Genomic DNA, 14,968 nt, shown 5'->3' on the forward strand with positions numbered 1-14,968 from the left:
CACGCACTCACCACGCCGCCGCACGGCTCCGGTTGTCCTCCCACGCGTTCCAGACGCTCCGCCCGTCATCACGCTCCGGCTACCGTCCCGCATCTTCTTCGATCACCTTTGTTGAAAGCCGCTGTATACCGGTAAAACGCCTGATTATACCCTGCATAGTCATCAGGATTTGAACTAGAAGGATCAGACTGTCCATTGTTTCTTGTGTCAATTACAGTCCGAATATAGATTGGGCCATATTCTACATCACTAGTTAATTCCCTTACAGCTCCTACCCAATTCCAAGATTCGTCCCCTGAAACATCATGGTCAAAAACGATAGGATGTCTACCATCATTAGATGAGTAGCTCTTCGAATTAATTCCCTGTTGTTTAGGGGCATGATTATCTTCATATTGGTTAAGCCATCTCCTCAGATCAGTGATATGGCTGGCGCGAATAACAGTAGCAGCATCGCCATTACTGTCACCTCCAGGTGATCCGGCGGCAGTCCAACTCGGAAGTGGTCCACGTGCCTTGAAGTTCCATAGGAGCTGAATGGCACTTCTCAACTCACTGATGTATTTTGCTAAAACGCGATCACCAGAGACTATATTGTTCCAACTAAAACTGTATCGGTAAGGAGCAGGAACGGATTGCTTATCTTGATCAACATAGGTTCTCAGCGTGGACACGTGGTCGGATAGCATAGCCCGTCCACCGACTACAACATCGGTATATGTTCGTCCCATACGGTGCCTCCTTCCACAAAAGTGCAGGCACGATAGATGCCTGCAGCCGCAAATGTCCTACGTGCCCGCTATGGCTTGGCCACACCTACCAGTCAATGACGAGCAGGATAGTCGCACCAGGAGCGAAGGTCATTGAGATCTGATACGAATACCACGCGCTCAGTTGATGGCGCGCTGCCGCACGTCCACGCCGGCAGTTGACCACGACCAGTCAGCGTCCACGCTTCTTGGAGGGCACCGTGCATCTCCAGAAAGTGAACTGCGTGAATGATGGTGCGCCATGCGATGACCGGGTCGTCGGTCCAGGGGAATACTTGGAGGCCATGCTGTCGCCGGACGCTATCGATCTCACGACGAAGCTCGTTCACGTGGACCGCCTTGATCGGCGTCTCAGTGGTGACAGGGTCGTCGGTCCAGGAGCATGGCGCTGACGGCATCGGTCGCGGCTGTGACGGCACAACGCAGATCGTCTCCGGGAGCGGGACATTGCACTGCACCATCGGCCTGACGGTGGTGGCAGGCATCAGGGTTGTCCTCCGCGTACGCCCGGCTCGGCCGCCTGCCCTGGCTCCGCAGGATCTGGCTTGCCGAGCCGCACGATTCGTAGCGTCACCCGGTCGGCGCTGGTCCCGAGGCTTACGTCGGCACCGAGGCCTTTGCCGAGCAGCGCCTTGCCGGCTGGGGACACAATGGAGACGCGGCCATTCGCGGCGTCCGCTTCGAGCGCCCCGACCAGGGTCAGACCCTCCTCGGCGCCGTCCTCGTACCGGACGGTGACGTGCGAGCCCGGCTGGACCCTCGCGGGTGGCGGGCCGTCGCCGATCACCTGCGCCGTCGCCAGCAAGCCTTCCAGCTCGACGATGCGCGCGTCAATCGAATCGAGTTCGGCCTGTGCGAACGCCACGGTACGGTCGTGCGCGGCAGGATCGAGGAACAGTGCGCACGCTGGAGCTGTCGGGCGACATCAGGACGACGGCTGCTCCGCAGGGCGGCCAGCCCGCCGCTAACCTGCTCGAAGCCCTCGCGCGTCAGTTGGACGCCCGGTGCTGGTGCTGTTGGTGCTGCTGCTGGTCGACTGTTCATGGTTGGCACCTCATCGTGTCGCCGGACCGGAGGAGCGTCTTACGCGTAGTAGCAGCCGTTTCCGTCCGCGACGGTTCGACCACTGGCGATGAAGTTCCTGGCCGCTCGCACGTCTCCACCCGACGAGATGTCTGCCTGGCTGAGGGTGCTGGTCGAGATCGGCCCATCCGCAGTGACCCCACCATCTGAGCGAATACCGCCAGGACCCACATGAAGGCGAGCTTGCGGCGCCGTCTGTCCGATACCCACATTCCCGGTCGGACCGACGTAGAGGCGCCAACTCCCCGCGATCACGTCCAGAAGGCCAAATTCCTGCTGCGTCCCCAGGTACGCTCCCGAGCCGAACTGCCAGGCCGGCGTACCATCAATCTTGCGGAACTGGATGACGGAGCTAAACGGGATGGAGGCGTTTCCAGCGTCGAGGAGCAGCGGGAATTGATCGCCCGACTTCAGCCGCGTGCTGCCTTGTACGTCCAGCTTGTACGACGGCGGCGAGCTCGTCCCCGTCCCGATGCCAACGTTGCCAGTGCTCGGCTGCAACACCACGCTCGTCGAGCCGGCGGTGTAGTTCGAGTTGATATAGAGGTTGCCGTGCAGGCTGCCCTGCAGCGCCAGCATCGCATCGCCGGCGGTGAGGCCGTAGTGGCCGGTCACCGTCGCAAGCGCCAGGATCGCTCCCATCGTACTGGCGCCGCTGGCGTTGTTGCCCATGTCGATGGATGGCGACGTGTCCGAAAGAAAGAGCTGGCCGTTCGGGGTGGCGGCCTGGACATGCAGCTTCTTGGCAGGAGCCGTCGTACCGACGCCAACGTTCCCCGTTCCGGGCTGCATGATCACACTCGTGCTGCCGCCCTGGTAGTTCGAATTGACGTGCAGGCTGCCGTGTCCGCTCCCGTTCATCCCGATCAGCGCGTCACCCGCGCTAAGGCCATAGTGCCCGTTGACGGTGGCCATCGCCAGAATCGTATTCATCGTGCTGCTGCCCGGACTCGTCGCGTGATTTCCCAGCTGTACCGACGGCGACGTGTCCGCAGCGTAGATGTGGGAGTCGGGGGTGCTGGTCTGAACGTGCAGTCGCTTTGCCGGCGTCGGTGTTCCCACACCAACATTGCCGGTCGGACCGACGTACAGGCGCCAGCTCCCCGCGATCACGTCCAGAAGGCCAAATTCCTGCTGCGTCCCCTGGTACGCCCCCGAGCCGAACTGCCAGGCGCTCGTACCATCACTTTTCCGGAACTGGATGACGGAGCTAAACGGGATGGAGGCGTTTCCAGCGTCGAGGAGCAGCGGGAATTGATTGCTCGACTTCAGCCGCGTACCGCCACCCTGGACGTCAAGCCTCAGACCGCCGGCCGGGACGGAACCGCCGACTCCGAGCGAGGCGCCGATCGTGACGTTTCCAAGCCCTGCTGGGAAGTTCGTACACGCGCAGTCGGCCATCAGTCGGCTCCATTCTCGGACGCATGCGATCCCACGCTGAGCAGAAACCGCTCACCGTCGATCAGCTCAATGTCGCTTAGCTGCGGCAGATACACCCGCAACGCCGCGATCAGGTCGGCTTTCGTCACCATCAGGGCGCTGATCGCCAGCGGTGGCAAGGACGGCTGACCGATGGTCGTGTGGGGCGCGTCTGGCAGTCCGGGCTCCAGCACGGCGGTTGCTACCTGTTGACCGTCATCGCACATCGCCATTGCGGCGCCTCCCCGTTGAGGCGCGCGGCCGATTCCGCGTCTCTAGAGCGTAGCGTACCCCCCCCGAGATGCAACACTTTCGAGGCGACGGCGACAAGATCGTCAGGTCTGGCGGGTTTTGCCGCTCGTGCGCGGTGGCGTACCGCTACCGATTACACGGGCGGCCTGTAGCTCCCGAGCCAGTCCAGCACCCGGTCTGACGGCATCGGGCGGGCAAGGACGAAGCCCTGGCATTGCTGCACCCCGATCTCGGCCAGCCAGCGCTCGTGAAGCGGCCACCCATGCGCCCGGTTGGGTACGATGCTTCCAGTGCCTCAGGCACACGAGACATGTTGGAGCGCAGGGCGCAGTGATGACGTCGGCGCAGCAGACCACCGAGCAGGCAATCAGTGAGATGGCCCGGCGGATTGTCGAGCGATTCGACCCGCTCCAGATCATCCTGTTCGGCTCGCAGGCCCGGGGTGACGCTCGTGCGGACAGCGACGTTGATCTCCTGGTGGTGCTGACACAGGTCAACGACCGGCGCGACACGGCTGTTGCAATACGGCGCGCACTTCGCGGGTCGGGCGTCGCCAAGGATATCGTGCTAGCGACGCCTGAGGAGATTGATGAGCGGGGCCGCCTCATCGGCACGGTCCTGGAATCTGCGCTTCGGGAAGGCCGTGTGGTTTACGAAAGACCGTCCGCAGCGTGACCACCAGTCTCCCCGCTGACGAAGCGAAACGCTGGCTGGCTTTCGCCCGCGACGACCTTGCCGTTGCCGAGGAATCCACGAGGTCAAGCCTGATTGCCCCACATATCGGCTGCTACCACGCCCAGCAAGCTGTCGAGAAGTCCCTCAAGTCGATCTTCGTCTTCCTGCAAGTGCGCTTCCCGTTCCGCCACGATCTTGACGAATTGCGAGATCACCTCCCGCCTGGGTGGCAGGTCGTAAACGCACACGCCGATCTGTCGATGCTGACCCAATGGGCAGTCGAGGGACAATATCCCGGCAACTGGCCCGAAGCTACCGACGCCGATGCACGCGCGGCAGCGCGTCAAGCTCGGGCCGTCTGGCACACCGTCCTGGACGACCTCGATCGGCACGGACTGGATGTCAGCGCCTTCCGCTGACATCCAACGGCCATGGGTCGATCTGCCTCCGCGTCACACGGGCGGCTTGTAGCCTGCCAGCCAGTCCAGCACCCGGTCTGACGGCATCGGGCGGGCCAGCACGAACCCCTGGCACTGCTGCACCCCGTTCTCGGCCAGCCAGCGCCAGCAGGCCGCCGTCTCGACGCCCTCCGCCACCATCGCGTGGCCCAGGCTGCCAGCCAGCGCGGCTATCGCCCGCACGATGACCTGGTTCTGCCGGCTGGTCGAGACATCCGTGACGAAGCTGCGGTCGATCTTGAGCATGTCGAACGGGATCTGACTCAGCACCTTCAAGTTCGTGTAGCCAGTGCCGAAGTCGTCAAGGGCCAGCCGCACGCCCCGCTGCTGCAGCCGCGCCAGGATCTCGGAGGTCAGCTCCGGCTGGCGCATCGCCGCGCTCTCGGAGACCTCCAGCGTCAGGCTGCGGGCCGGAACCCCGTGCTCCGCCAGCAGGCGGCTCACGCCGTCGAGCAAATGCGTGCTTGTCAGCGAGGTCGCCGCCACGTTGACGGACACCGACAGCTCGTGCCCGGCCACGGCCCAGGCGGCGCAATTCTCGACTGCCCGCGCCAGCACGTAGTCCGTCAACGGCACGATCTGGCCCGTTGCTTCGGCCAGCGGGATGAAGCGGCCCGGGCTGATCAATCCGCGTCGTGGGTGGAACCAGCGCGCCAACGCCTCGAACCCGACGATGTTGCCCGTCGCGAACTCGGCGATGGGCAGATAGTGCACGCCGAGCTGCCCCGCCTCGAGCGCCGCGTGGATCTCGGCCGCCCACTCGTCCAGATCCGGCTCGCGGCGGATCTCCAGCAGCGCCGCCAGCGCGCCCGACGGGAACGGCTTCGCGAGCGTCCCCAGGATCGTCAGGCCGGTCAGATCCTTGGCCTGCCGCACCGCGCCGATCCCCTGCGCATCCGCGCCGCCGATGACGATGATCGGGACCGCGCAGCCGATCCGCTGCAGATAGAGGAGGAGATCGCTGCCGAGGCCAGCCTGCGACTGCAGGTCGATCACGATGAGCGACGGAGCGGCGGCCTCGAACGCCTGCCGAAACTGGCTGATCGCCTCGGTCGGCGTGACGGCGTAGCGGGCAGCCTCGCCGGCGGCAACCACCAGATCGAGTATGCGCGGATCGTCTTCCAGGATCAGCAGGCGGTTCGCGGTCATCAGACCCTCCTCTGGGAGCGCTGTCTCAGCGGTGGGGGAAGCCCGCCATCGTCTGACGGCAGCGTGCCGTTCGTGTCGCCGCGCCGGTGGCCGCTGTGCTCCCGCACGGTCACCATCGTCAGGTGTGTGGTCGCCGATGCACGTCGCCGTGCGCCTCGGCTACCCTACAGCGAGGCTCGGCCTGGCGCGCAGCAACCGGCCGCTGTCAGGATAACGACCGCCGGAGCCTGGGAGGGATCGCCGATGGCCGACGTCGTCCGCGTCCGCGAGGGGCTGCGACTGCACCGCCGCGAGGGTGAGCGGTTCGTCGCGGATCTCGAAGCGCTCACGCCCGAGCAGTGGAACCTGCCGACAAACTGCCCACCCTGGCTCGTCCGGACGCTGGCGGCGCACGTCGCCCGGCAGGTCGAGTCGTACACGGGGTACATCAAGCCCGGGCTGCGCGGCGAGAGGGCCGAACCGGAGTCACGCGAGGCCCGGACCAACCGGATGAACGAGATCGCCGCCTGGGAGACGCCGCAGATCGTCCGGATGCTGCGTGAGACGAATGAGGAGTTCAACCAGTTCTTCGACGGCCTGACGCCAGCGCAACTGGACGTGGAAGGGCCGCACTCGCACGGCATGCGGTCGGCGTCCTGGTTTGTGGACATGCGGCTGGCCGAGATGGCGTTCCACCGCCTCGATCTCGAACACTCGCTCGGCCAGCAGGCTGCCGACCTCGATCCTGAGACGGCCCGCCACCTGCTCCCGATGCTGCTCGAGCTGAACGTGCCCGCGGTAGTGAACCGCGACAAGACCGGCGGCGAGGGAACCTACGTGCTGGCCGTGGCGGATGATCCGTCAGCCGTCTGGCAGCTGGCGTTTCGGCCAGGGTCGCTGCGCGTCACACCCGGCGTGGCTGACGGCGACGTTCGCTTCACGAGCGATCCGGCCGCCCTCGCGAAGCTGGTGTACGGCCGGGCAACCTGGCCCGCGCTGGAGCAGGCCGGCCGCCTGACGGTCAGCGGGGACCGTACCGCCGCTGAGCGCTTCCACGCCTGTTTCAAAGGTCCCTAACGTAACCGTCACGCAAAAGCGCTGGCGCCCGTTGAAAGAGATCAGAAGCCTCTCGAAACGTGGTAATGTGAGAACGGCTTCGCCTCGGGCGCCGCGCTGCCTGCCACGACGGTGCAGGAGACGGTTGCGACGCATCCTCAGACCATGGTCGTCGCGTCGTCGTCGCTGGAACCGTGTCGGCATCGGTCGGGCTTCCGGGGCGGAGACCAGCCCCTGAGCTGCAGTATATGTCAGATGCCGCGCCTCCAGATATCTTCGTTGCTCGCCAGCCCATCTTCGACACGCACTCGAACCTGTTCGGCTACGAGCTTCTCTTCCGGTCGAGCACTAAGAACGTCTTTGCATCCACGGATCAAGAGCAGGCGTCGGCGTCCGTCATCGCGAACAGCTTCTTCGTGTTCGGCATCGGCTCGCTGGCCGGCAACGCGCGCGCCTTCATCAACTTCACGCGCACGTCGCTGGTCGAGGACTACGCGTTCGCCCTGCCGCGCGAGTCGCTGGTTGTCGAGGTGCTCGAAAACGTCGAGTCTGATGACGAGGTGATCGCGGCCTGCGAGCGGCTGAAGGCAGCCGGCTACATGATCGCCCTGGATGACTTCGACCGACGGACCGACTCGGGCGAGCTGGTGAAGTACGCCAACATCGTCAAGATCGACTTCGCCGCCTGCGGCGAGCAGGAGCGCGCCTGGTACGCCCAGGAGCTGTCTCGCTACAACGTCAAACTGCTGGCTGAGAAGGTCGAGACACGCGCCGACGCCGACGAGGCGAAACAGCTCGGCTACTCCTACTTGCAGGGGTACTTTTTCGCCCGGCCGGAGATCCTCGTCTCGCAGCAGCCGCCGGCCCTCCGCACCGTCCGGATGCAGATCATCAGCGAGCTACAGAAGGCCGAGCCCAACATGCGGAAGGTCGAGGAGCTGTTCCGCCACGATCCTGACCTCTCCTACAAGCTCTTGCGGCACCTGAACTCGCCCGCCTTCGCCTTCAACAGCCAGATTCAGTCGATCTGGCGCGCCATCACCATCCTCGGCGAGCGCGGCATGCGCGCCTGGACGGCGGTGGTGATCCTGGCCGGCCTCGGCACCGACAAACCGTCCGAGCTGCTGGTTACCTCGGTCACGCGGGCGCGCTTCTGCCAGTTGATCGGCGAAGACCTGCGCATGCGGGACCAGAGCGAGAACCTGTTCCTGATGGGCCTGTTCTCGCTGATCGACGCCATCACGAACACGTCGATGGAAGACGCGCTGGAAGCGATCCCACTGTCGGAGGACGCGCGCACGGCGCTGCTGGGTGGCTCAAACCGGCTGGCGCAGATCCTGGAGCTGGTGCGCCTCTACGAACAGGGCAAATGGACGGCGGCCGATCAACTGCTGTACAAGCTCGGACTGCAGCGGTCGCACGTCCCTGGCCTCTACCGCGAGGCGCTGGCCTGGGGCGACATGAGCCGCGCGGCCAGCTGACGGCAGCGTTCTCAGGCCTACAGGCCGAGGTCGTCCTCGATGCCCGGGTCGGTCTCGGGCAGGTGGTCGTGGAGGGCCGGCTCCGGCTCGGCGTCCGGCAGGGGGCGCTCGCGGCGAACCAGCGGATCGAAGTCCGCCGCCAGGCAGTCCATAAAGATCACGTCGTAGGCGCGGTCGCCCACCCGCTGAGCCTCTCGCCGCCGCCCGATCTCCTGAAACCCGGCCCGCAGGTAGGCGCGGATGGCCCGCTCGTTGTAGCTGAAGACCCGCAGCATCACGTTGTTCAGCCCGAGCATCGTGAAGGCGTAGTCCAGCAGCAGGCGCGTCGCCTCGGTCCCGTACCCATTGCCCCAGCAGTCGTGCTCGCCGATACCGATGCCCAGCTCGGCCGTCCGGTGCGCCGCGTTGATGTGGACCAGTCCGGCCGTGCCGATCGGGCGGAGCGTCGCCCGCTCGTAGACGGCGAAGCCGGTGTGATCCGGGCCGGCCTTGCTGAACCGCTCGTAGACGGATTCGACACCCTCGGGCGTCAGCGGACGGGCCGGGTCGCCGGTCAGCAGCGACAGCTCCAGGTCGTTTTCCCACTTCCAGAGCAGCGGCATCAGCCCGCGATGGGCCGGCCCCAGCGCCACCAGTTCGCCCACCAGCACCAGCGGCGGCGGCCCGCCCTCATACTGCGTGAACCAGTCCGTCATCAGACGATGGGCCAGCGGCTGCGCGGGAAGGTGATCCCCGTCCGCGCCTGCAGGCTCTCCCCGATCTCCTGGACCTTGCCGTAGAGCGCGTCGGTATCCACCCAGGTCTGCTTGCCGCCCTGGACCACGATTCGGCCATCCACGATCACCGTGTCCACGCCGCGGCCGTCGGCGTTATAGATCAGGTTGTTGACGGGGTTGAACAGGGCCTGCCACTCGGGCCGATGGGTGTCGAACAGGACGAGGTCCGCCTTCTTGCCGGCCTCAATCGAACCGAGCGTGTCGCCCTGGCCGAACGCCTTCGCGCTGCTGAGGGTCGCCATCTCCAGGGCCGCCTCGGCCGAGATCATCGCGAGGTCGCGGCGGGCGTCCTTGTACTGGAGGGCCGCGAGGTTGGCCGAGCGGACCACGTCCAGGTGATTCGAGCTGTTGGCCGAGTCGCTGCCGAACGCGACGTTGACGCCCTTCGCCCAGAACTCCGGCAGGTTGCCGTTCAGGTGGAGGCCCTTGGCCTCCTTCATGGCGCTGGTCGGGCACATCACGACGCTGGTCCCCGTCCGCGCGACGGCATCCACCTCGGCGGCGTTCAGCCCCAGCACGTGCGCCAGCAACACGTTCGACCCGAGCACGCCCAGCCGTTCGAGGTACTCGGTGGGGGTGGCGCCGTGCTCCTGCTGGTAACGGGCACGCTCGGCCTCACCGCTCTGGTGATGGAGCGTCAGCGCCACGCCCTTCTCGTCCACCAGCCGCTTCAAGCCCTGCAACAGCTCAGCACTGGCCGTCTCGCAGGAGAACGCCATCGCCATCGCCTGCATCCGCCCATCGAGCCGCCCGTGCCACCGGTCGATGAAGGCCGCCGTCCGCGCAACGGCCTCGTCGGCCGGCCACATCGGGAGCTTGACGGGGGCAGGCCGGTCGGTCACCTGCTCGGCCCAGACCACCCGGATGCCGCTGTCCTGGTACGCCTGGAAGCAGGCGTCCGGGAAGCGGGTGGTGCCGGGATCCAGCAGGCTGGTCGTGCCGTTCTGGAGCACCTCCAGCAGGCCAAGCTGGGTGGTCAGGTACTCCTCTTCTTCGGTCATGGCCGTCTGGAGGTTGAAGACGTGAAACAGCCGGTTGGCCAGGTCGTCCGGGAAGATGCCGCGCACAGCGTGGGCGTAGCTGATGTGCATGTGCCCGTTGTAGAGGCCGGGCGTCACCACGAAGCGCCGGCCGTCGATCACCCGATCCGCGCCGATGTCGGCGAGGTCGGCCGCTTTCCCGACCCGCGCGATGCGCTGCCCCTCGATCAGGATCGAGGCGTCCTGCACGATGCGGCGCTCGGCGTCGAGGGTCAGCGCGAAGCGGGCATGCTCGATCTTGATGGTCGGCGCGGGCATGGCGGGCACCTCCAGCGAGCGTCCTGAACGATCGGGCGGGTGAGGGGCTGCGCGTACGTCATCGGCCGGCGATCGCGGTCACGGCGAGTTCAGACTTACGCCCGGTCGGCGGCGCGGACCTCTTGTGTCTCGTGCGGGCGGCGGTAGTCGTCGTCCAGCCGCCAGGTGGTGCCGATCTCGGGCGTCGAGGCCTCGAAGACGGTCACGTCCTGGTCTGGTGCGGCGCACAGCCGGTGCCGCTGACCGATGGCGATGTGGTAGCCCACGTTCGCCTCGAGCCAGACATCCTGCAGCTCGCCGTCGTCGCTTTCGAGCACCAGGAAGCCCTTGCCCTCGATCAGCGTCTGAGTCTCGATCTTCTGGTCATGCACCTGCAGGCTCAGCCGCTTGCCGGCCTCCACGTGGATCAGCTTGGCCGCATACGGCGAGGATTCGGGGGTCAGCAGGATCTCGTACCCCCACGGCTTCGTGATGCGTCGGGTGTTCGGGGCGGTCGAGAAACCGCTCGGGTCGAAGGTTGGGGGCGAATCCATCAGCAGACCTTCCTGGCACGAGACAAGATGACGGCTGAGTGCGCCGCCGTCCGATCATGATGGCAGGCTCGCCCGCCCGGATGCGAGTTTCGGCCATCTCGGGATGAGCGCTCGGACTGCCTCATTGCAGTGGCAGCCTCGCACGGCCCGCGCCATGGCGCGGGGGCCGGGCGGACGCCCGTCAGAAATCTGTTTGACGGACAAAACCCGCCTCGACATTCGTAGCCAGTCTCGGTTTTCTCTGCTATGCTTGCCGCATCCTCGCCTCCGATTCGCAGCCTGACTCGGAGCGACCGCCGACCGAGACTCTCGAAGGCGGCCTGACTGACCTCGAACACCGGTGTTTCGACAGGCGTCGGAGTGGCAGCCCGCTGCTCGCTCGATGGGCCTGAAACGCAGATCCGCGTCGATGCGGGAGGAATGTGGATGAGCACCCTGCAAGTAGCTGCGCGAGGGTCGGTCGCGACGGCTCAGCCGCGCCGAAACCCGTTCGGGCGTGACTGGAAGCTCGGCTACGCGCTGTCGTTACCGGTCTTCTTCGTCGTGATCGGGCTGGTGGCGTATCCACTCGCGTACTCATTCTGGCTCAGTTTGCAGGATGTCAAAGTCGGCGCGCCGGGCACGTTTGTCGGGTTCGCCAACTACTACAAGGTGCTCTTTGACTCCGAGGCCCGCATCCACGACGCGTTCTGGTCGTCGGCCTGGATCACGCTGCTGTACGTCGGCGGCGCCTGCCTGGGCAAGCTGATCATCGGGATGGTGTCGGCGCTGATCCTCAACGCCGAGATCAAGGCCCGCCACTTCTGGCGGTCGCTCCTCTTCCTCCCCTGGTCGATCCCTGCGCTGGTGACGGCGTACACCTGGAAGTGGATGTACAACGACGTCAACGGCGTCTACAACGCGGCGCTCACCGGCATCGGCCTGATCGACGCGCCGATCCTCTTCCTGGCAAAGCCCGAGTACGCGCTCTGGTCGATCCTCTTCGCCGTGATCTGGCAGGGCACGCCCTTCTGGACGATGACGTTCCTGGCCGGTCTCCAGGCGATCCCTGGCGAGCTGTATGAGGCCGCCGAGATCGACGGCGCAACGACCTTCAAGAGCTTCGTGTACATCACCCTCCCAAGCATCATGAGCGTGGTGGTGGTGACGGTGATGCTCTCGACGATCTGGACCACGAACTCGATCCAGTTCATCTACATCCTGACGAACGGCGGCCCTGGCGGCGCGACGGAGACCTTCCCGCTGCTGGCGATCTCGCAGGGGCTTCGGTCATACGACCTCGGCATCGGCTCGACGATCCCGCTGCTGTTCTTCCCCTTCTTCGCCTTCATGATCTACGTCGTCACCAAGCGCATGCTGAAGACGGGAGAGTAGGACGATGGCAGTCGTACAGCACTCGTCTCCATCTGGCATCGCTTCGGCGCCCCTGCTCGGCTGGTTCGCCAAGAAGAACCGTGGCTACCTCACGGCCGGCTACATCATCCTCTTCTTGATGGGCGCGTGGACGGCCTTCCCGTTCTACTGGCAGCTCGCCACGTCGTTCCGCTCAGACGCCGACCTGTACACGCCCGTGGTGGCGCTGATCCCCCGTGCCATCACGTTCGAGCACTACTACAACGTCTTGTTCGGCGCGCGCTCGCAGTTCGGCGTGCAGTTCGTGAACAGCTTGATCGTGGCGCTGGCCACGACGTTCATCGCCATCTTCCTCGGGGCGATGGGCGGCTACGCGCTCACACGCCTGAATTTCTTCGGCCGCGCCGAGATGGCCCGGCTCCTGGTGTACGCCTATCTCGCCCCGGGCACGATCCTGTTCATCCCGCTCTACGTGATGATGAACAACTTCGGGCTGCGGGACTCGCTGATGGGGCTGGTGCTGGCGCACCTGACCTTCTCCGTCCCGTTCTCGACCTGGATGTTGATGGGCTACTTCAAGACCCTGCCCGTCGAACTGGAAGAGGCGGCCCTGGTGGACGGTGCGAGCCGCTGGACGGCCCTCTGGCGGATCGTGTTGCCGCTGGCAGCGCCGGCTGTCGTGGTCTGTGCCGTCTTCGCCTTCACGCTCTCCTGGAACGAGTTCCTGTACGCCCTGGTGCTGGTCCAGGCGAAGGACAAGATGACGGCGCCCATCGGCCTGACATCGTACGTCGTGGGCGACCAGTTCTACTGGGGCCAGATGATGGCCGCCGCCACGCTGGTTTCGGTGCCGCCGCTGGCACTCTATCTGTTCGGTCAGCGCTGGGTCATTCAGGGGTGGACGGCTGGGGCCGTCAAGAGCTAGACACCACCGGGAGCCCTCGGCGGTAGACGCTGACGGCTCCCATCCGCGTCATTCTCGGGATCTCATCGTCGCGCGGGGACGGCCCCGCGCACGCTCCATTGAAGGAGGGTGAACCGTATGGCGTCCGATCGGATCTTCTCGCGTCGCGGCTTCCTGGGTGTGCTGGCGGGCACAGCCGGTGCATCGATGCTGGCCGCCTGTAGCTCGCCGGCCGCTGCGCCGGCCAAGCCGGCAGAGTCGAAGCCCGCCGAGACCAAGCCGGCCGAGTCGAAGCCCGCCGAGACCAAGCCTGCTGCGCCCGCCGCCGAAGCCAAGCCGACCACTGCCCCCGCCGCCGCTGCCAAGCCCGCCGAGGCTGCGAAGCCGGCCGCTGGCGGGCCAGTCGTCGTCTGGCAGGGCCTTGACTACCTGCCGCAGGTGACCTCGCTGATGGGCGAGCGGTTCACCGCCGTCGCGAAGGAGAAGGGCTTCCAGCTCACCTTCGAGGAGCTGCCGGCTGGCGCGGCCAGCACCGACCGCTTCAAGGCGGCCGTCCAGGCGGGCACCCCGCCGGACATCTACCGCAATTTCGACTACGAGAACCAGTTCTGGCGCATCCAGGGCCAGACCGTGGAAGTCTCGGACATCGTCAACCCGGTCAAGGATCAGCAGGGCGGCTTCCTCGGCCCGGTCACCAACACGCTGGCCTTCGAGAACAAGTGGTGGGGCGTGCCGATGGCGGTCAACTGCTGGCCGTTCCACGTTCGCCAGGATCTGCTCGACAAGGCCGGCATGAAGTACCCAAAGAACTGGGACGAGCTGCGCCAGCAGGGCAAGGAGCTGACCAAGGCCCCGCTCTACTACTACGGCATGACCCTCGGGAAAGTGAACGACTCCAACAACCACTTCATCGGCATGCTCTGGACGATGGGTGGCAAGCTCCAGAACGACGACGGCTCGCTGGCTGCGAAGGCGGGCGACGAGTCCTGGCTCAAGACCCTCGATCTGGTGACCCAGATGTTCGACCAGGACAAGATCATCCCGCCCGGCTCGACCAACTGGGACGACGGCGGCAACAACACGGGCTACCAGAGCGAGCAGCTCGTCATCACCTCGAACCCGACCAGCGTCTACAACTGGTGCCTGCAGAACAAGCCCGAGCTGGCGAAGGCGACCAAGTTCTACAGCTACCCAGCCGGCTCGGCCGGCTCGTTCGGCCAGGTGGACGTCTGGGGCCTGGGTCTGTTCAAGAACGGCAAGGGCGGCGAGAACGCTCGTACCCTCCTGAACAGCTTCATCGACCCGAAGTGGTACGCCGACTACATCAACAATGGCCTCAAGGGGCGCTTCGTGCCGGTCTTCAAGGACATGGGCAACGACCCGGTCTGGAAGCAGGACCTGTACAGCGAGTACCAGAACATCATCAACACGGCCCGCTCGATGGCGCACAGCGCGGCTCCGCTCGGCGCCATCGCCGAGATCACCTCGAAGTTCGTCATCGCGGATCTCGTGCAGGACGTGGTGGTCAAGAAGGTCAAGCCGGCGGACGCCCTGGCGTCGTTCGTCAAGACGGCCGGCGAGATCTACGCCAAGCCGGAGAACAAGCGGTAACACGCAGGTGAGGGCGGAATGCCCTCACCCCCCCGGCCTCCGGAGCTCAGTACCCGACAGTTTTCCTGGTCAGGTGAAAGGGAGGGAGAGGTGAGGGGAGAGGGGAACGAAGTGGAGGCGTGCGCGGTCGAGCCAGCGGAGGCCGAGTGAGAAGAGGCTGAGCGTCCGTCG

The 14,968-nt window shown here is 65.4% G+C and carries 15 protein-coding genes; 7 read left to right on the forward strand and 8 right to left on the reverse strand.

Features of this window, described 5'->3' with window-relative positions; translation table 11 throughout:
- Positions 1-68: 68 nt before the first annotated feature.
- The 4 genes from IT306_24445 to IT306_24460 all read right to left on the reverse strand — a co-directional run bounded on the left by IT306_24445 (position 69) and on the right by IT306_24460 (position 3,505).
- On the reverse strand, positions 69-731 hold the full coding sequence (locus IT306_24445; protein ID MCC7371591.1) for a hypothetical protein: 663 nt from the start codon (positions 729-731) through the stop codon (positions 69-71).
- Positions 732-1,254: 523 nt separating this feature from the next.
- Positions 1,255-1,635, reverse strand: coding sequence for a GreA/GreB family elongation factor (locus tag IT306_24450; GenBank protein MCC7371592.1), 381 nt, complete (start codon positions 1,633-1,635; stop codon positions 1,255-1,257).
- Between the two features lie 218 nt (positions 1,636-1,853).
- On the reverse strand, positions 1,854-3,254 hold the full coding sequence (locus tag IT306_24455; GenBank protein ID MCC7371593.1) for a hypothetical protein: 1,401 nt from the start codon (positions 3,252-3,254) through the stop codon (positions 1,854-1,856).
- Complete coding sequence (locus tag IT306_24460) at positions 3,254-3,505, reverse strand: hypothetical protein (GenBank protein ID MCC7371594.1); 252 nt, start codon at positions 3,503-3,505, stop codon at positions 3,254-3,256. Before IT306_24460 ends, IT306_24455 begins: the two co-directional genes overlap by 1 nt.
- A 352-nt stretch (positions 3,506-3,857) precedes the next feature.
- Between IT306_24460 and IT306_24465 the strand changes: the two genes are divergently transcribed.
- Both IT306_24465 and IT306_24470 read left to right on the forward strand, forming a co-directional pair.
- Positions 3,858-4,199 carry a nucleotidyltransferase domain-containing protein gene (locus IT306_24465; protein ID MCC7371595.1) on the forward strand — a complete coding sequence of 114 codons (342 nt, stop codon included), beginning with the start codon at positions 3,858-3,860 and terminating at the stop codon, positions 4,197-4,199.
- Entirely contained in the window at positions 4,196-4,618 is a 423-nt protein-coding gene (locus IT306_24470; protein MCC7371596.1) for a HEPN domain-containing protein, read from the forward strand. The genes IT306_24465 and IT306_24470 overlap by 4 nt, the downstream gene beginning before the upstream one ends.
- Before the next feature lie 33 nt (positions 4,619-4,651).
- On the opposite strand, the gene IT306_24475 is transcribed toward IT306_24470, so the two are convergent.
- The gene (locus IT306_24475; protein MCC7371597.1) at positions 4,652-5,806 is read right to left on the reverse strand and encodes an EAL domain-containing response regulator; all 1,155 of its coding nucleotides are present in this window, start codon (positions 5,804-5,806) and stop codon (positions 4,652-4,654) included.
- 243 nt (positions 5,807-6,049) lie between these two features.
- On the opposite strand from IT306_24475, the gene IT306_24480 reads away from it, so the two are divergent.
- Together IT306_24480 and IT306_24485 are read left to right on the forward strand one after the other, a co-directional pair.
- On the forward strand, positions 6,050-6,862 hold the full coding sequence (locus IT306_24480) for a maleylpyruvate isomerase family mycothiol-dependent enzyme (protein MCC7371598.1): 813 nt from the start codon (positions 6,050-6,052) through the stop codon (positions 6,860-6,862).
- Positions 6,863-7,089: 227 nt separating this feature from the next.
- Entirely contained in the window at positions 7,090-8,322 is a 1,233-nt protein-coding gene (locus IT306_24485; protein MCC7371599.1) for an HDOD domain-containing protein, read from the forward strand.
- A 17-nt stretch (positions 8,323-8,339) separates the two neighbouring features.
- Here IT306_24485 and IT306_24490 read toward each other — a convergent pair whose 3' ends face one another.
- The 3 genes from IT306_24490 to IT306_24500 form a co-directional block, all read right to left on the reverse strand.
- Positions 8,340-9,017, reverse strand: a complete 678-nt coding sequence (locus IT306_24490) for a GNAT family N-acetyltransferase (GenBank protein ID MCC7371600.1) — start codon at positions 9,015-9,017, stop codon at positions 8,340-8,342.
- On the reverse strand, positions 9,017-10,396 hold the full coding sequence (locus IT306_24495) for an amidohydrolase family protein (GenBank protein MCC7371601.1): 1,380 nt from the start codon (positions 10,394-10,396) through the stop codon (positions 9,017-9,019). The genes IT306_24490 and IT306_24495 overlap by 1 nt, the downstream gene beginning before the upstream one ends.
- 95 nt (positions 10,397-10,491) lie before the next feature.
- On the reverse strand, positions 10,492-10,929 hold the full coding sequence (locus tag IT306_24500; protein ID MCC7371602.1) for a cupin: 438 nt from the start codon (positions 10,927-10,929) through the stop codon (positions 10,492-10,494).
- Between the two features lie 426 nt (positions 10,930-11,355).
- Between IT306_24500 and IT306_24505 the strand changes: the two genes are divergently transcribed.
- The 3 genes from IT306_24505 (at position 11,356) to IT306_24515 (ending at position 14,797) form a co-directional block, all read left to right on the forward strand.
- A complete protein-coding gene (locus IT306_24505; protein MCC7371603.1) occupies positions 11,356-12,303 on the forward strand; it encodes a sugar ABC transporter permease in 948 nt (315 codons plus the stop codon).
- 4 nt (positions 12,304-12,307) lie between these two features.
- Positions 12,308-13,207 (forward strand): carbohydrate ABC transporter permease, encoded by a 900-nt coding sequence (locus tag IT306_24510; GenBank protein ID MCC7371604.1) that lies wholly within the window; start codon positions 12,308-12,310, stop codon positions 13,205-13,207.
- A gap of 117 nt (positions 13,208-13,324) precedes the next feature.
- A complete protein-coding gene (locus tag IT306_24515; protein MCC7371605.1) occupies positions 13,325-14,797 on the forward strand; it encodes a carbohydrate ABC transporter substrate-binding protein in 1,473 nt (490 codons plus the stop codon).
- Positions 14,798-14,968: the final 171 nt, after the last annotated feature.

It is taken from the genome of Chloroflexota bacterium, from assembly GCA_020850535.1.
Taxonomy (GTDB): domain Bacteria; phylum Chloroflexota; class UBA6077; order UBA6077; family JACCZL01; genus JADZEM01.